Origin of the sequence: Citrobacter sp. Ce006 (genome assembly GCF_030336535.1) — a bacterium.
Lineage (GTDB): Bacteria > Pseudomonadota > Gammaproteobacteria > Enterobacterales > Enterobacteriaceae > Citrobacter > Citrobacter europaeus.
In genome coordinates this window covers 83525-101481 of sequence record NZ_JAOWDO010000065.1, presented here as the reverse complement: position 1 = coordinate 101481, position 17957 = coordinate 83525, and the positions used below count along the sequence as shown (strand labels likewise).

At 50.9% G+C, this 17957-nt stretch carries 21 protein-coding genes, 3 tRNA genes and 1 pseudogene; 20 read left to right on the top strand and 5 right to left on the bottom strand.

Translation table 11 applies throughout. The annotated features are described in order from the left end of the window. Nucleotides 1-182: 182 nt before the first annotated feature. The 8 genes from OGV94_RS07510 to sdiA all read left to right on the top strand — a co-directional run bounded on the left by OGV94_RS07510 (nt 183) and on the right by sdiA (nt 7671). Complete coding sequence (locus OGV94_RS07510; protein WP_181231305.1) at nt 183-1667, top strand: FliC/FljB family flagellin; 1485 nt, start codon at nt 183-185, stop codon at nt 1665-1667. Between the two features lie 162 nt (nt 1668-1829). Continuing rightward, entirely contained in the window at nt 1830-2549 is a 720-nt protein-coding gene (gene fliA / locus OGV94_RS07505) for an RNA polymerase sigma factor FliA (RefSeq protein ID WP_016153479.1), read from the top strand. A gap of 57 nt (nt 2550-2606) precedes the next feature. Beyond that, nucleotides 2607-3158: a flagella biosynthesis regulatory protein FliZ gene (fliZ, locus tag OGV94_RS07500; RefSeq protein WP_043016774.1), complete on the top strand. Its 552-nt coding sequence runs from the start codon at nt 2607-2609 to the stop codon at nt 3156-3158. Nucleotides 3159-3383: 225 nt separating this feature from the next. Continuing rightward, on the top strand, nt 3384-4184 hold the full coding sequence (gene tcyJ / locus OGV94_RS07495; protein WP_043016773.1) for a cystine ABC transporter substrate-binding protein: 801 nt from the start codon (nt 3384-3386) through the stop codon (nt 4182-4184). A 107-nt stretch (nt 4185-4291) separates the two neighbouring features. After that, on the top strand, nt 4292-5278 hold the full coding sequence (gene dcyD / locus OGV94_RS07490) for a D-cysteine desulfhydrase (RefSeq protein ID WP_032943823.1): 987 nt from the start codon (nt 4292-4294) through the stop codon (nt 5276-5278). 21 nt (nt 5279-5299) lie between these two features. Further along, nucleotides 5300-5968: a cystine ABC transporter permease gene (gene tcyL / locus OGV94_RS07485; protein WP_003030474.1), complete on the top strand. Its 669-nt coding sequence runs from the start codon at nt 5300-5302 to the stop codon at nt 5966-5968. Then, nucleotides 5965-6717, top strand: coding sequence for an L-cystine ABC transporter ATP-binding protein TcyN (tcyN, locus tag OGV94_RS07480; RefSeq protein ID WP_003030477.1), 753 nt, complete (start codon nt 5965-5967; stop codon nt 6715-6717). The genes tcyL and tcyN overlap by 4 nt, the downstream gene beginning before the upstream one ends. Before the next feature lie 231 nt (nt 6718-6948). Beyond that, nucleotides 6949-7671, top strand: coding sequence for a quorum-sensing transcriptional regulator SdiA (gene sdiA, locus OGV94_RS07475; RefSeq protein WP_043016771.1), 723 nt, complete (start codon nt 6949-6951; stop codon nt 7669-7671). 66 nt (nt 7672-7737) lie between these two features. Here sdiA and OGV94_RS07470 read toward each other — a convergent pair whose 3' ends face one another. The 3 genes and pseudogenes from OGV94_RS07470 to OGV94_RS25200 form a co-directional block, all read right to left on the bottom strand. Then, the gene (locus OGV94_RS07470; protein WP_043016770.1) at nt 7738-7962 is read right to left on the bottom strand and encodes a DUF2594 family protein; all 225 of its coding nucleotides are present in this window, start codon (nt 7960-7962) and stop codon (nt 7738-7740) included. Then, on the bottom strand, nt 7959-8072 hold the full coding sequence (locus tag OGV94_RS07465; RefSeq protein ID WP_227093317.1) for a hypothetical protein: 114 nt from the start codon (nt 8070-8072) through the stop codon (nt 7959-7961). The genes OGV94_RS07470 and OGV94_RS07465 overlap by 4 nt, the downstream gene beginning before the upstream one ends. Then, nucleotides 8045-8107 (bottom strand): annotated as a pseudogene (locus tag OGV94_RS25200) (hypothetical protein); the annotation flags it as partial. The pseudogene OGV94_RS25200 and the gene OGV94_RS07465, both read right to left, overlap by 28 nt. Before the next feature lie 314 nt (nt 8108-8421). Here OGV94_RS25200 and uvrY point away from each other — a divergent pair. From uvrY to OGV94_RS07435, 6 genes are all read left to right on the top strand, one after another. Continuing rightward, entirely contained in the window at nt 8422-9078 is a 657-nt protein-coding gene (gene uvrY, locus OGV94_RS07460) for a UvrY/SirA/GacA family response regulator transcription factor (RefSeq protein ID WP_003834023.1), read from the top strand. Further along, nucleotides 9075-10907, top strand: coding sequence for an excinuclease ABC subunit UvrC (uvrC, locus tag OGV94_RS07455; protein WP_043016769.1), 1833 nt, complete (start codon nt 9075-9077; stop codon nt 10905-10907). Before uvrY ends, uvrC begins: the two co-directional genes overlap by 4 nt. Nucleotides 10908-10962: 55 nt before the next feature. After that, nucleotides 10963-11511: a CDP-diacylglycerol--glycerol-3-phosphate 3-phosphatidyltransferase gene (gene pgsA / locus OGV94_RS07450; protein WP_043016768.1), complete on the top strand. Its 549-nt coding sequence runs from the start codon at nt 10963-10965 to the stop codon at nt 11509-11511. A 151-nt stretch (nt 11512-11662) separates the two neighbouring features. Beyond that, nucleotides 11663-11738 (top strand) — tRNA-Gly (locus OGV94_RS07445). A 51-nt stretch (nt 11739-11789) separates the two neighbouring features. Further along, nucleotides 11790-11863, top strand: a tRNA-Cys gene (locus OGV94_RS07440). A 12-nt stretch (nt 11864-11875) separates the two neighbouring features. Then, nucleotides 11876-11962 (top strand) — tRNA-Leu (locus OGV94_RS07435). A gap of 157 nt (nt 11963-12119) precedes the next feature. Here OGV94_RS07435 and OGV94_RS07430 read toward each other — a convergent pair. Next, nucleotides 12120-12464 carry a hypothetical protein gene (locus OGV94_RS07430; RefSeq protein ID WP_072033925.1) on the bottom strand — a complete coding sequence of 115 codons (345 nt, stop codon included), beginning with the start codon at nt 12462-12464 and terminating at the stop codon, nt 12120-12122. A gap of 202 nt (nt 12465-12666) precedes the next feature. Here OGV94_RS07430 and OGV94_RS07425 point away from each other — a divergent pair, with 202 nt between their 5' ends. The 6 genes from OGV94_RS07425 (at nt 12667) to OGV94_RS07400 (ending at nt 16678) form a co-directional block, all read left to right on the top strand. After that, a complete protein-coding gene (locus OGV94_RS07425) occupies nt 12667-13356 on the top strand; it encodes a LolA-like protein (RefSeq protein WP_080624999.1) in 690 nt (229 codons plus the stop codon). Nucleotides 13357-13369: 13 nt separating this feature from the next. Then, nucleotides 13370-13840 (top strand): SRPBCC family protein, encoded by a 471-nt coding sequence (locus OGV94_RS07420; RefSeq protein ID WP_043016765.1) that lies wholly within the window; start codon nt 13370-13372, stop codon nt 13838-13840. 209 nt (nt 13841-14049) lie between these two features. Next, nucleotides 14050-15192, top strand: a complete 1143-nt coding sequence (locus OGV94_RS07415; protein ID WP_075146007.1) for a transglutaminase-like domain-containing protein — start codon at nt 14050-14052, stop codon at nt 15190-15192. Continuing rightward, the gene (locus OGV94_RS07410; RefSeq protein WP_043016763.1) at nt 15170-15526 is read left to right on the top strand and encodes a mercuric transporter MerT family protein; all 357 of its coding nucleotides are present in this window, start codon (nt 15170-15172) and stop codon (nt 15524-15526) included. The genes OGV94_RS07415 and OGV94_RS07410 overlap by 23 nt, the downstream gene beginning before the upstream one ends. Further along, entirely contained in the window at nt 15523-15804 is a 282-nt protein-coding gene (locus tag OGV94_RS07405) for a heavy-metal-associated domain-containing protein (RefSeq protein WP_043016762.1), read from the top strand. The genes OGV94_RS07410 and OGV94_RS07405 overlap by 4 nt, the downstream gene beginning before the upstream one ends. A gap of 208 nt (nt 15805-16012) precedes the next feature. Beyond that, nucleotides 16013-16678: a YecA/YgfB family protein gene (locus OGV94_RS07400; RefSeq protein WP_003034581.1), complete on the top strand. Its 666-nt coding sequence runs from the start codon at nt 16013-16015 to the stop codon at nt 16676-16678. Between the two features lie 27 nt (nt 16679-16705). On the opposite strand, the gene tyrP is transcribed toward OGV94_RS07400, so the two are convergent. After that, nucleotides 16706-17917 carry a tyrosine transporter TyrP gene (gene tyrP / locus OGV94_RS07395; protein WP_043016761.1) on the bottom strand — a complete coding sequence of 404 codons (1212 nt, stop codon included), beginning with the start codon at nt 17915-17917 and terminating at the stop codon, nt 16706-16708. Nucleotides 17918-17957 lie beyond the last annotated feature (40 nt).

Sequence of the window (17957 nt, the reverse complement as noted above, 5' to 3'; positions counted from 1 at the left end):
TTTGCAAAAATAATGCGCGGAATAGTGGTGCATATAGAGGGTATTTCAGCGGCTAAGAAAAAAAACGACGGAAAGTAAAAATTTTCTAAAGTTCGAAATTAAGGTGCCGATACAAGGGTTACGGTGAGAAACCGTGGGCAACAGCCCAATAACATCAAGTTGTAATTGATAAGGAAAAGATCATGGCACAAGTCATCAATACAAACAGCCTGTCGCTGTTGACCCAGAATAACCTGAACAAATCTCAGTCTTCCCTGAGCTCCGCTATCGAGCGTCTGTCCTCTGGTCTGCGTATCAACAGCGCGAAAGATGATGCTGCTGGTCAGGCGATTGCTAACCGCTTCACCTCTAACATCAAAGGTCTGACTCAGGCGTCCCGTAACGCCAACGATGGTATCTCCATCGCGCAGACCACTGAAGGTTCTCTGTCTGAAATCAACAACAACCTGCAGCGTGTTCGTGAGCTGGCGGTTCAGTCTTCTACTGGTACCAACTCCCAGTCTGACCTCGACTCTATCCAGGCTGAAATCACTCAGCGTCTGAACGAAATCGACCGCGTATCTGGTCAGACCCAGTTCAACGGCGTGAAAGTGCTGGCGAAAGACAACACCCTGACCATCCAGGTCGGTGCCAACGATGGCGAAACCATCGATATCAACCTGAAAGAAATCAACTCCAAAACTCTGGGTCTGGACAGCCTGAGTGTGCAGGATGCTTACACCACTAAAGCAACTGCTGTTGGTACTCCTGATACCTATAAAGATGGTACAGATACTTTAGTCACACCTAATGCTGCTGCTATCACTGCAGCTGCAGGTGGTACTGGTGGTGCTGCAACTGTTGAATTTAAAGACGGTAACTATTATGTAAACATTACTGGTACCACTGGTGGTGCTGATGGCATGTACAAGGCCACTGTAGCTGGTACTGCCGTTACCATTGGTGCAATCGATAACACAATTACCAAAGCTGAAACCACAACAATTACCAAGAACCAGGTTGTGGATGTTGCTGGTACTAAACCAGACACTACTGCAGCAGCAACTGCTTTAGTTGGTGCTGGTGTTGCGGGTGCTACCGCGGGTAACACCACGCTGGTTAAGATGTCTTTTGAAGACAAAAACGGCAAAGTTATTGATGGCGGGTATGCACTGGAAAACAACGGCAAATACTACGCTGCTGATTACGATGCAAAAACCGGTAAAATCACTGCTAAAACAGTTGATTACACTGATGACAAAGGCGTGGGCCAGAAAGCCGCTGTCCAATTCGGTGGTGTGAACGGCAAAACTGAAGTGGCAACTGTTGACGGCAAACAGTACCTGGCCTCCAGCGTGAAAGGTCACGATTTCAAATCTGGTGCAGCGCTGAACGAAGTCGCTACCGCGAAAACAGATAGCCCGCTGGCGAAAATCGACGCGGCGCTGGCTCAGGTTGCTGACCTGCGTTCCGACCTGGGTGCGGTACAGAACCGTTTCAACTCTACCATTACCAACCTGGGTAACACCGTAAACAACCTGTCTGAAGCCCGTAGCCGTATCGAAGATGCTGACTACGCGACCGAAGTGTCCAACATGTCTCGTGCAAACATTCTGCAACAGGCAGGTACTTCTGTACTGGCACAGGCTAACCAGACCACGCAGAACGTTCTGTCTCTGCTGCGTTAATTTACGCTTACTGCGCAAACCCCGCTCCGGCGGGGTTTTTTATAATTAGCTTTACCCGTAACCCCTAAATAACCCCCCATTTCACCCACTATTCACCCGATTAAAACCCCTGCAGAAACGGATAATCATGCCGATAACTCATTTAACGCAGGGCTGTTTATCGTGAATTCACTGTATACCGCTGAAGGTGTAATGGATAAACACTCGCTGTGGCAGCGTTATGTACCGTTGGTGCGTCACGAAGCATTGCGCCTTCAGGTGCGTTTGCCGGCGAGCGTAGAACTGGATGACCTGCTACAAGCGGGCGGCATCGGGTTATTGAATGCAGTTGACCGATATGACGCTTTGCAAGGAACGGCATTTACCACTTACGCAGTGCAGCGTATTCGTGGAGCGATGCTGGACGAACTACGTAGCCGGGACTGGGTACCGCGTAGCGTTCGGCGCAATGCTCGCGAAGTGGCACAGGCGATGGGACAACTGGAGCAGGAATTAGGGCGTAACGCGACTGAAACCGAAGTGGCGGAGCGTCTGGCTATTCCTGTGCAAGAGTATCGTCAGATGTTGCTTGATACCAATAACAGCCAGCTCTTCTCTTATGACGAGTGGCGGGAAGAGCATGGCGATAGTATTGAGCTGGTGACGGAAGAACATCAGCAGGAAAACCCGTTACAACAGCTACTTGAGGGTAACCTCCGCCAGCGCGTGATGGACGCGATCGAGGCGTTGCCGGAGCGCGAAAAGCTGGTGTTAACGCTGTACTACCAGGAAGAGCTGAATCTGAAAGAGATTGGCGCGGTACTGGAAGTCGGGGAATCACGGGTCAGCCAGTTGCACAGTCAGGCCATCAAACGTCTACGCACCAAGCTGGGTAAGCTATAGGGGTACATTATTACCCCTGAACAATGCCGCATTACGAATTGACTACCAGGAGTTCTCATGACGGTGCAGCAATCAAAAAGACGGCCTCTAAGCCGCTACCTCAAAGATTTCAAACACAGCCAGACGCATTGCGCCCATTGCTTTAAGCTGCTCGACCGGATCACGTTGGTTCGCCGCGGGCAAATTGTGAATAAAATCGCCATCGCCCGACTGGACACTTTGCTGAATGAAGCTGAGTGGGAACAGGAAAAAAAAGAGTGGGTGGCACTGTGTCGTTTTTGCGGTGATTTGCACTGCAAAGAGCAGAGCGACTTTTTTGACATTATCGGTTTTAAACAATTTTTATTCGAACAGACCGAAATGAGCCACGGCACGGTACGTGAATACGTTGTCCGCCTGCGCCGCCTCGGAAATCATCTGACCGAACAAAATATCTCTCACGACCTGCTGCAGGAAGGGTTCCTCGACGAAAACCTTGCCCCGTGGCTGCCGGAAACCAGCACCAACAATTACCGCATCGCCTTGCGTAAGTATGAGCAGTTCAAAGCCCATACCCATATAGGACATATGCAGAAATCCTCCTGGACAGCCAGTTCTGATATATATTAAAAACGAATAAGGTGTAACAGAGTGATGTTTGTGGATCACGACAAGCGCTCTACACTACGCTCATAAACACGTCATCCTTCAAGTTGCCTCTGTGTTGGCTGCGCTCATTCACCCCAGTCACTTACTTTAGTAAGCTCCTGGGGACTTACTCGCTTGCCGCCTTGATGCAACTAGAATGATTTTGTGTATAAATAGCAGTCACTAATGACAATATTCGGGGTAACTATGAAATTAGCACTTCTGGGACGTCAGGCTCTGATGGGTGTAATGGCTGTTGCACTTGTCGCCGGAATGAGCGTAAAGACTTATGCGGATGAAGGTCTGTTAAATAAAGTTAAAGAGCGCGGCACGCTGCTGGTGGGCCTGGAAGGGACCTATCCCCCGTTTAGTTTTCAGGGCGATGACGGCAAGCTGACCGGTTTTGAAGTGGAATTTGCCGAGGAGCTGGCTAAACATCTGGGTGTGAAAGCCTCGCTCAAACCGACCAAATGGGACGGTATGCTGGCCTCTCTTGATTCCAAACGCATTGACGTGGTCATCAACCAGGTGACCATCTCTGACGAACGGAAGAAAAAATACGATTTCTCTACCCCGTATACTGTGTCTGGTATTCAGGCGCTGGTGAAGAAAGGCAATGAAGGCGTTATTAAGACTGCTGCCGATCTGAAAGGTAAAAAAGTCGGCGTTGGTCTGGGTACCAACTATGAAGAGTGGCTGCGTCAGAACGTGCAGGGCGTGGATATTCGTACCTATGATGATGATCCGACCAAATACCAGGATCTGCGCGTAGGCCGTATCGATGCCATTCTGGTTGACCGCCTGGCCGCACTGGACCTGGTGAAAAAAACCAAGGATACGCTGGCCGTTACCGGTGAAGCATTCTCCCGCCAGGAGTCCGGCGTGGCGCTGCGCAAAGGCAATGAAGATCTGCTGAAAGCGGTTGATGCTGCCATTGCCGAAATGCAAAAAGACGGTACGCTGAAAGCGCTGTCTGAAAAATGGTTTGGAGCGGATGTGACGAAATAATCGTCATCCGATGAAAAAAGGCGCCTTTAACAGCGCCTTTTTTTATTTCATTACGCCTGAACGTGCATAATAAAAAGAACATCACAACAACGAATACCGGAGGCTGTATGCCGCTGCATAACTTAACGCGCTTTCCACGTCTGGAATTTATTGGCGCGCCAACACCGCTCGAATATCTTCCACGCTTTTCCGACTACCTCGGGCGCGATATTTTCATCAAACGCGATGACGTCACGCCGATGGCCATGGGCGGCAATAAGCTGCGTAAGCTGGAATTTCTCGCCGCAGACGCGTTGCGTGAAGGCGCTGATACGCTGATAACCGCCGGTGCGATTCAGTCTAACCACGTTCGCCAGACGGCGGCGGTAGCGGCTAAGCTCGGTCTGCACTGTGTGGCGCTGCTGGAAAATCCGATTGGCACCACTGCGGAAAACTATCTCACCAATGGCAACCGTCTGCTGCTGGATCTGTTTAATACGCAAATTGAAATGTGCGATGCGCTGACCGATCCGAATGCACAACTGCAGGAGTTGGCGACGCGTATTGAAGCGCAAGGGTTCCGCCCGTATGTGATCCCGGTTGGGGGCTCTAACGCGCTGGGCGCACTGGGTTATGTGGAAAGTGCGCTGGAAATAGCCCAACAGTGTGAAGGCGCTGTCGCGCTCTCTTCCGTAGTGGTTGCCTCGGGCAGTGCGGGAACGCATGCCGGACTGGCCGTCGGTCTGGAACAATTGATGCCAGACGTCGAACTTATCGGCGTGACTGTCTCGCGCAGCGTGGCGGATCAAAAACCCAAAGTTGTTACGCTGCAGCAGGATATTGCCCGAGAACTGGAACTGACGGCCTCCGCGGATATCCTGCTATGGGACGATTATTTTGCGCCGGGCTACGGTACGCCAAACGAAGAGGGCATGGAGGCGGTAAAACTGCTGGCACGGCTGGAAGGTATCTTGTTGGATCCGGTGTATACCGGCAAGGCGATGGCAGGTCTGATTGACGGCATCAGCCAGAAACGCTTCAAAGATGAAGGGCCAATTCTCTTTATTCATACTGGTGGGGCGCCTGCGCTGTTTGCCTACCATCCTCACGTGTAACGACCAGGTAGAAAAACGCTAATGCATGAAAGTATCCAACTGGTGATTGATTCTCTGCCGTACCTGCTCAAAGGTGCGGTTTTTACGCTGCAACTGAGCATCGGCGGGATGTTCTTTGGCCTCGTGCTGGGGTTTATCCTGGCGCTGATGCGTCTGTCGCCGCTGTTGCCTGTGCGCTGGCTGGCGCGCTTTTATATCTCAATCTTTCGCGGAACGCCGTTGATTGCCCAACTGTTCATGATCTATTACGGTCTGCCGCAGTTTGGTATTGAGCTGGATCCCATCCCGGCGGCGATGATTGGCTTGTCGCTTAATACGGCAGCCTACGCTGCGGAAACCCTGCGTGCGGCAATCTCTTCCATCGACAAAGGGCAGTGGGAGGCGGGCGCCAGTATTGGCATGACGAGATGGCAAACCATGCGCCGGGCGATCCTGCCGCAGGCCGCGCGGGTTGCGCTCCCGCCGCTGAGCAACAGCTTTATTAGCCTGGTGAAGGACACCTCTCTGGCTGCCACTATTCAGGTACCGGAACTGTTCCGCCAGGCGCAGCTGATTACCTCGCGTACTCTGGAAGTGTTCACAATGTATCTGGCGGCCTCGTTGATTTACTGGGTGATGGCGACGGTGCTTTCCGCACTGCAAAACTATTTTGAAGAACAACTGAACCGCCAGGAGAGAGAGCCGAAATGAGTGCTATCGAAGTCAGAAACCTGGTCAAAAAATTCCATGGGCAAACGGTGTTACATGGGATCGATCTCGACGTTAAACCCGGTGAGGTCGTGGCGATTATCGGGCCGAGCGGTTCCGGCAAAACCACGCTGTTGCGTAGCATTAATTTGCTGGAGCAACCGGAGGCGGGCACCATTAAAGTGGGTGAGATTACCATTGATACCGCACGTTCGTTAACTCAGCAAAAAGGCCTGATTCGTCAGTTGCGCCAGCACGTGGGGTTTGTGTTTCAGAACTTTAATTTGTTCCCACATCGTACGGTGCTGGAAAACATTATTGAAGGCCCGGTGATTGTTAAAGGCGAGCCGAAAGCCGAAGCGACAGCACGTGCGCGCGAACTGCTGGCGAAGGTTGGCCTGGCAGGTAAAGAAACCAGCTATCCGCGGCGCTTGTCCGGTGGGCAGCAGCAGCGCGTGGCTATTGCCCGGGCGCTGGCGATGCGACCCGAGGTTATTCTTTTTGATGAGCCGACCTCTGCGCTCGATCCTGAACTTGTTGGCGAGGTACTTAATACCATCCGTCAACTGGCGCAGGAAAAACGCACCATGGTGATTGTGACGCATGAAATGAGCTTTGCCCGCGATGTGGCCGACCGGGCGATATTTATGGATCAAGGCAGGATCGTGGAGCAGGGCCCCGCTAAATCCCTGTTCACGCATCCGCAACAGCCACGAACCCGTCAGTTTCTTGAAAAGTTTCTGATGCAATAAATTGTGCATACAGTACTCACCGATAATGTTTTTGGGTGAGTACTGCTCGCATAACTATTTATAAATATTGCTTTATTATCAACCCCCGATTCTGTTACTTCCTCTCGCCGTTGAGCAACGCTCAAGTAATTGTTCCTTTGTCCGATAATTTGCATATATAAAATACATTTATGTGTTAGCTTGTTTCATATGTTTGGATGATTATCAATCTCAGGGGCAATACCACTTAGTATGCAGGATCATGATTTCTTCACCTGGCGACGGAGCATGCTGTTACGCTTTCAGGAAATGGCGACGGCAGAGGATGTCTATAATGAATTACAGCAACAGACGCAGCACTTAGAGTTCGATTTTTACGCGCTCTGTGTTCGTCATCCCGTACCTTTTACCCGGCCCAAAACATCACTTCACACGACGTATCCCAAAGCCTGGGTGGCGCATTATCAGTCCGAGAATTATTTCGCGATTGATCCGGTGCTGAAGCCTGAAAACTTCAGTCAGGGGCATTTACCCTGGAACGACACCTTATTTCGCGATGCGCAGCCCCTGTGGGATGCCGCGCGCAATCATGGTTTACGTAAAGGGATGACGCAATGCTTAATGTTACCTAATCGAGCGTTGGGGTTTTTATCGGTGTCACGTGCAAGTATCCGCAATAGTCGCTTTGCGAATGATGAAGTGGAGCTCAGGATGCAGCTCTTGGTGCGGGAAAGTTTATCCGTTCTGACGCGACTGGAAGATGACATGGTCATGGCGCCAGAGATGCGCTTTAGCAAGCGGGAAAAAGAAATATTGAAATGGACCGCTGAGGGCAAAACATCTTCAGAAATAGCAATAATTCTCTCGATTTCTGAAAATACCGTTAACTTTCACCAGAAGAATATGCAAAAGAAATTCAATGCGCCAAACAAAACGCAGATTGCCTGTTACGCCGCTGCGACCGGGCTTATCTGAATAAATTATCGTTCTGAGTGTCAGACGCAGAACCGGCTGATAGCGATGCTTTCAGCCGGTTTCTTATTACTGGCGGTAGGCCTGTTTAATTTGCTTAACAGTGCTGGAAAATACCGCAGCCTGTGATTGATCTTCAATCTGTGCGATCTGTTTTTCCATTTTAAGAATCACGCGTCCTGCATCAGCTTGACCCATTGCCTGCAGCATCAGCGTTAACATGGCTTTCAGGCAGGTGACTTCATTGGCCAGTTCCTGGTTATTCTCAGCAGTGGAAAAGTCAGGCGTACTCATTTATTTTCCTCGTTATGTTTCAATGAAAAAGTGCGATGTGAAATCTTAAGGCGGCGGAGTATACCATAAGCGAGGCTAAAAATATCATCGGTTGTTTTTTGCGCAAACAAAAGTGGGTGACATTAAAATAAACAACATGTTGCACTGCATATATTTTCTCCACTTGATGTTTATTTCGAGTATTTTCTTCGTTAATTATTGTTACAACTTTAACTGCCTGGTTCGTATTCAGCGAAGGAATATGATTTTTTTGTCACTATTATGAAACAGCTATGCAGATATAACCGTGGCCGAAGGTTGCCAGTACTGAATGTTTCCACCCGTCGTACAATCTAATTTCCAAAAACGAGAGCAAAATCGAAAGTCGGGCGTTTTTTACATTTCAAAGTTGAGATAAAACCCGTTAACATAGGACCGATTAACTATCGGTAGCGTTATCCCTATTCTGGAGATATTCCTTTGATCAACGTTTTTCTTGTTGATGACCACGAACTGGTGCGCGCAGGGATACGACGCATTCTTGAAGATATAAAAGGCATTAAAGTTGTCGGCGAGGCGTGCTGCGGTGAAGATGCGGTAAAATGGTGCCGCTCAAATTCCGTTGACGTCGTGCTGATGGACATGAATATGCCCGGTATTGGTGGCCTTGAGGCAACGCGAAAAATTGCGCGTTCAACGGCTGACATTAAAGTGATCATGCTGACGGTCCATACCGAAAACCCGTTGCCTGCTAAAGTCATGCAGGCAGGAGCTGCGGGGTATCTCAGCAAGGGAGCCGCCCCCCAGGAAGTTGTGAGTGCGATTCGTTCGGTTTTTTCCGGCCAACGTTATATTGCCTCCGATATCGCTCAGCAAATGGCGCTCAGCCAGATTGAGCCTGAGAAAACGGAAACCCCGTTTGCCAGTTTGTCTGAACGTGAGTTGCAGATTATGCTGATGATCACCAAAGGTCAGAAGGTCAATGAGATCTCAGAACAGCTGAATCTTAGTCCTAAAACGGTGAACAGCTATCGCTATCGAATGTTCAGTAAATTAAACATTCACGGCGATGTTGAGCTGACTCATCTGGCAATTCGCCATGGCCTGTGTAATGCGGAGACATTAACAAGCCAGTGACCGATCAGTTTGATGCCAAAGCGTTCCTGAAAACCGTGACCAGTCAGCCCGGCGTGTATCGTATGTATGATATCGCCGGGACGGTCATCTACGTCGGGAAAGCGAAAGACCTGAAAAAAAGGCTTTCCAGCTACTTCCGTAGCAACCTCGCGTCGCGTAAGACCGAAGCGCTGGTCGCGCAAATACAGCAGATTGATGTCACGGTAACGCACACCGAAACCGAAGCGTTACTGCTTGAGCACAACTACATCAAGCTGTATCAGCCGCGCTACAATGTTTTGCTGCGCGACGATAAATCCTATCCTTTTATTTTCCTCAGCGGCGATACCCATCCTCGCCTGGCGATGCATCGTGGGGCTAAGCATGCCAAAGGCGAGTACTTTGGACCGTTCCCTAACGGTTATGCTGTACGTGAGACGCTGGCGCTGCTGCAGAAAATCTTCCCTATACGTCAGTGCGAAAACAGTGTTTATCGCAATCGCTCGCGTCCTTGTCTGCAATATCAGATTGGTCGCTGCCTCGGTCCGTGTGTCGCGGGTCTGGTGAGTGAAGAAGAGTATGCGCAGCAGGTTGATTACGTTCGTCTGTTCCTGTCCGGGAAAGACGATCAGGTATTAACGCAACTGATCGCCCGGATGGAAAAGGCCAGCCAAAATCTCGAATTTGAAGAGGCTGCCCGCATCCGTGATCAAATTCAGGCCGTACGCCGCGTGACTGAAAAACAGTTTGTCTCAAATACCGGAGACGATCTGGACGTCATCGGCGTGGCGTTTGACGCTGGCATGGCCTGTGTGCACGTTCTGTTCATTCGCCAGGGGAAAGTGTTAGGCAGTCGCAGCTATTTCCCGAAAGTACCGAGTGGAACAGAACTCGGCGAGGTCGTCGAAACCTTCGTCGGACAGTTCTATTTGCAGGGAAGCCAGATGCGCACCTTACCCGGTGAGATCCTGCTCGATTTTAATCTTAGCGATAAAACCCTGCTGGCGGATTCTTTGTCTGAGCTGGCCGGGCGGAAGGTTAACGTTCAGACGAAACCGCGAGGCGATCGCGCTCGTTATCTGAAGCTGGCGCGAACCAACGCGGCGGTGGCGTTAACCACGAAGCTTTCCCAGCAGTCGACCATTACCCAACGTCTGACGGCGCTGGCATCGGTACTTAAGCTACCGGCAGTAAAACGCATGGAATGTTTTGATATCAGCCACACGATGGGCGAGCAGACGGTAGCCTCCTGCGTGGTATTCGATGCCAATGGCCCGCTGCGTGCAGAATATCGCCGCTATAACATCACCGGCATTACGCCGGGTGACGATTATGCGGCCATGAATCAGGTTCTGCGTCGGCGTTACGGTAAGGCGATTGAAGAAAGTAAGATTCCGGACGTCATATTGATCGACGGCGGTAAAGGTCAGTTAGGGCAGGCGAAAGCCGTTTTTGCGGAGCTGGATGTTCCCTGGGACAAACAGCACCCACTCTTGTTGGGGGTGGCAAAAGGGGCCGATCGTAAAGCAGGACTGGAAACGCTGTTCTTTGAGCCGGAAGGTGAGGGCTTTAGCCTGCCGCCTGATTCGCCTGCATTGCACGTTATCCAGCATATCCGCGATGAATCTCACGATCATGCGATTAGCGGGCACCGTAAAAAACGGGCGAAGGTGAAAAGTACCAGTACGCTTGAGACCATTGAAGGCGTTGGTCCAAAGCGTCGGCAGATGTTGTTGAAATATATGGGCGGTTTGCAAGGTCTTCGTAACGCGAGTATCGAAGAAATTGCAAAAGTGCCGGGTATTTCGCAAGCTCTGGCAGAAAAGATCTTCTACTCGTTGAAACATTAGGCCCTCTGTAGCAACATAGGGGTAATTTCACTGACAACAGATAGTTATCCGTCATATGCAATTTAATATCCCTACGTTGCTCACGCTGTTTCGCGTCATCCTGATCCCATTCTTTGTATTGGCTTTTTATCTGCCATTCACCTGGGCTCCCTTCGTTTGTGCGCTGATCTTCTGTATTGCGGCGGTCACCGACTGGTTTGACGGTTTTCTGGCACGTCGCTGGAACCAAAGCACCCGTTTTGGTGCCTTCCTCGATCCGGTTGCTGATAAAGTGCTGGTGGCTATCGCGATGGTGTTGGTGACCGAACACTATCACAGCTGGTGGGTGACGCTGCCTGCCGCCACGATGATTGCGCGTGAAATAATTATCTCTGCGCTGCGTGAATGGATGGCCGAGCTGGGTAAACGCAGCAGTGTGGCAGTGTCCTGGATCGGTAAAGTGAAAACTACTTCGCAAATGGCCGCGCTCGCATGGTTGCTGTGGCGTCCAAATATCTGGGTAGAGTACGCCGGGATCGCACTTTTCTTCGTCGCCGCGATACTGACTTTGTGGTCAATGTTCCAGTATTTGAGCGCTGCATGGGGAGATTTGCTTGAACAGTGATCGTTTCGGCGCAAATTTCAGCAAACGATCGTCAGTGGTGAAAAATATCGTTGACTCATTGCGTCAGGTAAGTAGAATGCAACGCATCGAACGGCAGCACTGATTGCCAGACGATAACAAAATCAAGTGATTAACAAACTTACTTGGTGATGCGGGAATAGCTCAGTTGGTAGAGCACGACCTTGCCAAGGTCGGGGTCGCGAGTTCGAGTCTCGTTTCCCGCTCCAAATTAAAGACATCGGCAATAGCGGATGTCGGCTGTAAAGCCAGAAGATTTCGGCGCGTTAGCAAAGCGGTTATGTAGCGGATTGCAAATCCGTCTAGTCCGGTTCGACTCCGGAACGCGCCTCCAATTTCTTCCCGAGCCCGGATGGTGGAATCGGTAGACACAAGGGATTTAAAATCCCTCGGCGTTCGCGCTGTGTGGGTTCAAGTCCCACTCCGGGTACCATGGGAAAGAACAGAATAATCAAAGCAATAAGCAGTGTCGTGAAACCACCTACGGGTGGTTTTTTTGTGCCTGTTTTTTACGAACCACCGTTACCTTGCGTCAAGTCACCCGCCAGATACGTAAATTGTCCTCTACACACTCACTATTGCCAGTCATTCTATCGACGAATCGGTGCGTTAAACATAAAGCTCCCTCGGGCAGGGTTGTTAATAAACCCATCGCGGGCGGGATTATAGTTGTGGTCCTGGAAACTATTCATCAGGATGGGATCGCCAAAGCTATCCTGTATCGCCAAATGTCTGTGGATTCGGTTTCGTGCCCTGAGCGTGAAAGCGAAATCATCCGTTCCGCCAATGATGATGACGCCATTACCGGCTCGGAGTGCCGCGCTTAACTCTTGCTCTCTGACGGCCTGGTTTTGTAACGCGCTGGCTGTGGCAGACGATGACGCCAGCAGCAGTAATATGAGCACGGTGCATGAAAATACCGATGGCAGTTTCATGATTAATACCTGTTAAATGTATGGCTATTAAAGTATAGCTTTATGGTGTCATCTCAACTGAAAAGAAAACCAACTTTAAACCTGCTGCCCATATTGATTCAGAGGGGCCGGGAGAGTAGTGCCGCGCAGTTAAGAACTATAATAAAAACAGTCGACAGGTGATGGCTTCTGTTTACAGATAGTACAGATACAGGGGGCGGTCATGCGCGTCTCATTTTCTCCGCTAGTTGCGTTCACCGCTTTGCTCGTTTTTAGCTGCACAGTATGCCCGGCGGAAAAGAGAGGGGCATTTTTGCCGGATGTTGGGACCGCGGATCCAATTGCGTTTGCACAGCAGTCATTTAATAACATGGCCTCTTATCAGGTGATGATGCGATCCTCATCTGCACAGGGTGAGAATAAAATCATTCGCTACAGCTATCAGAAACCCGGCTATGTACGAATGGATTTTACCCAGCCGCATTCAGGCGCGGTGCTTATCTTTAATCCTGTCAGCGGTAAAGTGACGTTATGGCCATTGGGTGTGGGTACGTTGCCCATTTTGCACCTGTCGCCCACCAATTTATTGATCCAGGATGAGCGCGGTCATCGGGTGGATCGCTCTGATATTGGCGTGTTGTTGGGCAATATTCGCTATCTGCAACGTGGGGGAACAACGACGGTTGTCGCTAAGGAGCGCCTTGCGGGGCGGGAGACGACGCTCGTGTCCGTGGTTGGACAGGGAAGACTGGCCGTTGATGGCGTTCACCGTTACGACGTCTGGCTGGATAATTACCACGGACTCCCTGCCAAAGTGATCAGCTATGCCCCAGATGGGCAGCGATTAGAAACCGTTCTTCTGGAAGCGATGGTTATCAACATCCATTTTCCCACTCATTTCTTTACGCCTTGAGGGAGCCTTTATTGTGGCTGAGTATCAGTTTTCCACCGTCTGGCGGGTTGAGGCCTCAATCCAGGAGGTATGGGATATTTTTTCCCATCCGGACCAGTGGCCGGAATGGTGGGGAAGTCTGGAACGCATCGTTGAGCTAAAGAAAGGCGATCTTCAGGGGATTGGGGCGCTGCATCGTTATACCTGGAAAGGGGCGCTTCCTTATCGCTTAACCTTTGACATCAACGTATTGAACATTCTGCCTTGCTCTCTGCTTGAAGGACAAGCCAGCGGCGCGGTGGAAGGGCGAGGCGTGTGGTCTTTTTCTGCAAGTGGTGCAGAAACTATCGTCAGGTATGACTGGAATGTGCGTACCACGATCCGTTGGATGAATTATCTTGCCCCGCTGGCAGCACCTGTATTTCGCTGGAATCACAATACGGTCATGCGCGAGGGGGCAAGAGGGTTAGCCCGCAAACTGGCTACGCATGTGTATATATACTGAACTCCTTCCCACTGCTGTACTTTTTTGCCTGTAAATGGCTTAATAGCGACCTTGTAGTTTCTCATTTCATTCACAGTTAACAGGTCTGTTATTGATGAATAGCCTCCATCGACTCGCCTTATTATGCCAGCCTCTGTCTGCTGTGATGATCGCATGCGGTTTTTACCTTCTTAGCCGTAGCCCAACTCTTACAACATGGACAGACAGCAATGCAACGTCGACAGTTTCTCAAAAATAGCGTTCTCCTTTCCGCCGCCGGTTTAGTCGGTCCTGCCGTCATTAGTCAGACGGTCCGTGCCGCTGAGCCATCCGTTGCGCCAGTCGCTCGTCGACGTTTTGTCTTATCTCAAACGTATAAACTCAATCCTCCTAAGGGATCGAGCGGCGTAGTGAAACTGTGGATCCCGCTGCCGGTAGATACCGCATTTCAACAAATGACGGCGCTCGCCTTTAGCGGAAACTTTAAGCGAGCATACGTCACTACCAATAATACCTATGGCGCGAAAACGCTGTTTGCCACCTGGCCTGACTCGCAGGGCGAATTGTTGATTAACGTTGATATCGACATTGAAACCGCCGACTGGGAACCGCTGAAGCAGGATGCGCTGAAAACCTGGCAGGCACCCGAACAGATTATTTACCCGCTGGATGTAAAACCGTATCTGTTGCCAACAGCACATACCCCAGTTGATGGGCTTGTTCTGGAAACTGCGCGTAAAATCACCGGTAATGAGCAGGATCCGCTGAAAAAAGCGCGCCTGATTTACGAATGGGTCAGCAGCCATATGGAGCGCGATAACGACGTCATTGGCTGCGGCACGGGGGATGTGGCGGAGATCTTAAAAAGCGGTAAGCTCAAAGGAAAATGCACCGACATGAGCTCCGTTTTTGTGGCTCTGGCGCGGGCCAGCGGTATTCCGGCGCGCGAACTGTTTGGCATCCGTCTGGGCAAAGCCAATAAACTCGAACGTTACTCGAAAAGCGCTTTTGGCAAAGCAGACGGTGCAGGCGTCGCCGATGTGAGCGGTGGACAACATTGCCGAGCCGAATTCTATCTTGCTGGTTACGGTTGGTTACCGTGCGATCCCGCTGACGTGACCAAAATGCGTCTGGCAGAGAAAAAATCGCATCAGGACGCCGATGTCCAGGCGGTAAATACTTACCTGTTTGGTAACTGGGAAATGAACTGGGTTGGATTCAACTACGGGCGTGATTTCGAGTTGTATCCGGCAACGGAGCAGGGAGCCATGAACAACTTTGGCTATCCTTACGCTGAAGTCGATGGCGACCCGATCAATTTCTATGATCCTAAAGCGTTCTCCTACAGCTATGTCGCCACAGAACAACGCTAAAGGGGCGGGACTCACCCTGTTGACGGCCGCTGCGGCTGCCGTCACCGCGGGCTTGTGCTGTATTGGACCGCTGCTCTACCTGCTGTTTGGTATTTCTGCGGCAAGCTTTGCTGTTTTCACCCGGTTTGAGTTTTTGCGAATGCCTTTGATGCTGCTGTCCCTGGGCTTATTGCTGCGGGTCTTCTGGCGGCTCTATTTTTCCAAACGGTTGTGGTGCTCCGGATGGCTAACGCTGAAGCAGGCGCGCATTCTCTACTGGTGCGCACTGGCGTTGATTTTGCCAGTGTTATTTTACCCAACGCTCGTCGCCTGGTTTTATGAGGTATTTGAATGAAGATCTTCACGTTAGTTGTATGTTTGCTGCTGCCGGTGTGGGCTCAGGCGACCAATCAAAAAGTGGTGCTGGATATACAAAATATGACCTGCTCGCTATGCGTTATTTCAGTCAATCAGGCGCTGCGTGAAACCGACGGCGTGATAAAAGCAAAATCCTCCCTAAAAACCCGGCAGGCAGAAGCGATCGTGCCAGAAGGTTTCCCAACCGATACTTTACTAAATGCTGTAGCGAAAACGGGCTATACCGCAACGCTCAACCGCATTGAGCAACAGTAAACCACCTGCGGGTGGTTTTATTGTGTTTTCCCGGTATGATGCCCGGCGGCTTAGTGTTCTCTTTTGTGCGTTAACTACCGGAATTCCCCTCGTTTCCTGTTAACCTGAACAGGCGGCAACTGATGCCGCATATGCCCATTTGTATCTGTTATCCCTCCAGCCATGTAGGATGATCACAGGCAAGATTTTTTGACTAAGGAAAAGCGTTATGAAAACGGGACCATTAAACGAGAGCGAACTGGAATGGCTGGATGATGTATTGACTAAGTACAATACGGACAAGGCTATTCTGGATGTATCAGAACTGGATGGTTTACTGACGGCGGTGCTGAGTTCTCCGTATGAAATTGAACCGGAGCAGTGGCTGGTCGCTATTTGGGGCGGCGCGCAGTATGTTCCTCGCTGGTCCTCCGAAAAAGAAATGACGCGTTTCATGAACCTGGCGTTTCAACATATGGCGGATACGGCCGACCGTCTGGATGAATATCCTGAGCAGTTTGAGCCGCTGTTTGGTTTACGTGAAATTGACGAACATGAACTGACTATCGTTGAAGAGTGGTGCTTCGGCTATATGCGCGGCGTTGCTTTGTCAGACTGGTCCGCGTTACCAGACACGTTAAAACCTGCGCTTGAGGCTATTGCGCTGCACGGTACGGAAGAGAACTTTGCGGTGGTTGAGAAGCTGACGCCAGAAGCGTTTGAAGAGAGCGTGGATGCCATTCGCCTGGCGGCGCTGGATCTGCATGCTTACTGGATGGCGCATCCCCAGGAAACGCCGGTCAAGGTACCGGTAAAAGTGGATGCCAAAGTAGGGCGTAATGACCCTTGTCCGTGTGGTAGCGGCAAGAAATATAAGCAGTGCTGTTTGCATTAACAGAAAGGGGCGAAAGCCCCTTTTGTTTTAACCCACTTCCGGTAGTAGTCCTGCAGCAATAGAAAACTGTACTGCTATCACCACAATGCCGCACAAAAATACCAGCGCCAGCGCCGGAGCTCCGCCCGCCACACGGTAGGTAGCCTGCGGATTTTGTTTTCTGCTCTGCCAGACCAGCATCGAGGGAATGAGCAGCGCCAGCACCGCCAGGGCAACGCCTGCATACCCCAGCGCCATGACGAAACCACGCGGATAGAACAGTGCAAATGCCAGCGGTGGCAGGAAGGTCACCACGCCAGTTTGTACTCTTCCCGCAGCGGTATTACGGCGTTGGAAGAGGTCGGCCAGGTAGTCAAATAATCCCAGCGCCACGCCGAGGAAAGAGGTCGCCAAAGCGAGGTCGGCAAACAGATGCACCGCCAGCTCGACGTGCGGCGAAGCCACGACTTCACGCAATGCCTGCAATAAACCGTTTAAGCCAGCGTGGTTGGCTAATAGCCCCATGAACGTGGACGAGTTAATACTGCCAAGCGTGGCCAGTTGCCAGAAGATATAAGCGACCAGCGGAATGGCGCTACCGGTGATAAACACCCAACGCAGTTTACGGATGTTGCCATTCATATAGCTGACGATACTAGGGACGCTACCGTGAAAACCGAACGAAGTGAAGATAACCGGGATTGCGGACAATGCCAGTCCCTGCTGAAGCGGTAGCGTAAGCAGGTTTACTTTATGGATATGCGGCATCAACAGAGCCAGCATCGCCACCAGGAAGATTATCTTGGCGCTGAATAACAAACGGTTGAACAGATCGACCAGCGAGGTTCCTACGCAAACCACACCACCGGCAACAAAGGTGAACAGCAGCACGCCTGTTGTCGGTGATAGAGTTGTTCCGGTCCAGTCGCTGATGCTGGAAGCCAGCAATTCACCCGCGCCACTGATATACGCCGCCGTCAGCGCGTACATTAAAAACATCATGCTAAAACCCGTTACCCATTGTCCGTAACGACCAAGATAACGTTTTGCCAGCGTACCCAGCCCGGTATCAGCCGGTACGTGTTGATACACTTCAAGCAGCAACAGCGCGGTGTAGCACATCAACGCCCAAAGACTCACTAACAACACCAGCGTGACGCTAAACCCCACGCCTGCCGCAGCCAGCGGCATTGCCAACATACCGGCACCAATCGTGGTTCCCGCCACGATAAAAATACTACCCAGGGTTCTGTTTTTCACGCTTTCCTCTGTCCCAGAGATAATCAACGGTTATATCTGC

What these genes read in the sequence shown, in the direction of transcription:
- tcyL (WP_003030474.1), top strand. Translation starts at nt 5,300, where the DNA reads ATGCATGAAAGTATCCAACTGGTGATTGATTCTCTGCCGTACCTGCTC.
- OGV94_RS07410 (WP_043016763.1), top strand. Translation starts at nt 15,170, where the DNA reads ATGTCGCCACAGAACAACGCTAAAGGGGCGGGACTCACCCTGTTGACG.
- fliZ (WP_043016774.1), top strand. Translation starts at nt 2,607, where the DNA reads ATGACGGTGCAGCAATCAAAAAGACGGCCTCTAAGCCGCTACCTCAAA.
- OGV94_RS07425 (WP_080624999.1), top strand. Translation starts at nt 12,667, where the DNA reads ATGCGCGTCTCATTTTCTCCGCTAGTTGCGTTCACCGCTTTGCTCGTT.
- OGV94_RS07470 (WP_043016770.1), bottom strand. Translation starts at nt 7,962, where the DNA reads ATGAGTACGCCTGACTTTTCCACTGCTGAGAATAACCAGGAACTGGCC.
- OGV94_RS07405 (WP_043016762.1), top strand. Translation starts at nt 15,523, where the DNA reads ATGAAGATCTTCACGTTAGTTGTATGTTTGCTGCTGCCGGTGTGGGCT.
- OGV94_RS07510 (WP_181231305.1), top strand. Translation starts at nt 183, where the DNA reads ATGGCACAAGTCATCAATACAAACAGCCTGTCGCTGTTGACCCAGAAT.
- sdiA (WP_043016771.1), top strand. Translation starts at nt 6,949, where the DNA reads ATGCAGGATCATGATTTCTTCACCTGGCGACGGAGCATGCTGTTACGC.
- OGV94_RS07430 (WP_072033925.1), bottom strand. Translation starts at nt 12,464, where the DNA reads ATGAAACTGCCATCGGTATTTTCATGCACCGTGCTCATATTACTGCTG.
- tcyJ (WP_043016773.1), top strand. Translation starts at nt 3,384, where the DNA reads ATGAAATTAGCACTTCTGGGACGTCAGGCTCTGATGGGTGTAATGGCT.
- dcyD (WP_032943823.1), top strand. Translation starts at nt 4,292, where the DNA reads ATGCCGCTGCATAACTTAACGCGCTTTCCACGTCTGGAATTTATTGGC.
- OGV94_RS07400 (WP_003034581.1), top strand. Translation starts at nt 16,013, where the DNA reads ATGAAAACGGGACCATTAAACGAGAGCGAACTGGAATGGCTGGATGAT.
- OGV94_RS07415 (WP_075146007.1), top strand. Translation starts at nt 14,050, where the DNA reads ATGCAACGTCGACAGTTTCTCAAAAATAGCGTTCTCCTTTCCGCCGCC.
- pgsA (WP_043016768.1), top strand. Translation starts at nt 10,963, where the DNA reads ATGCAATTTAATATCCCTACGTTGCTCACGCTGTTTCGCGTCATCCTG.
- tcyN (WP_003030477.1), top strand. Translation starts at nt 5,965, where the DNA reads ATGAGTGCTATCGAAGTCAGAAACCTGGTCAAAAAATTCCATGGGCAA.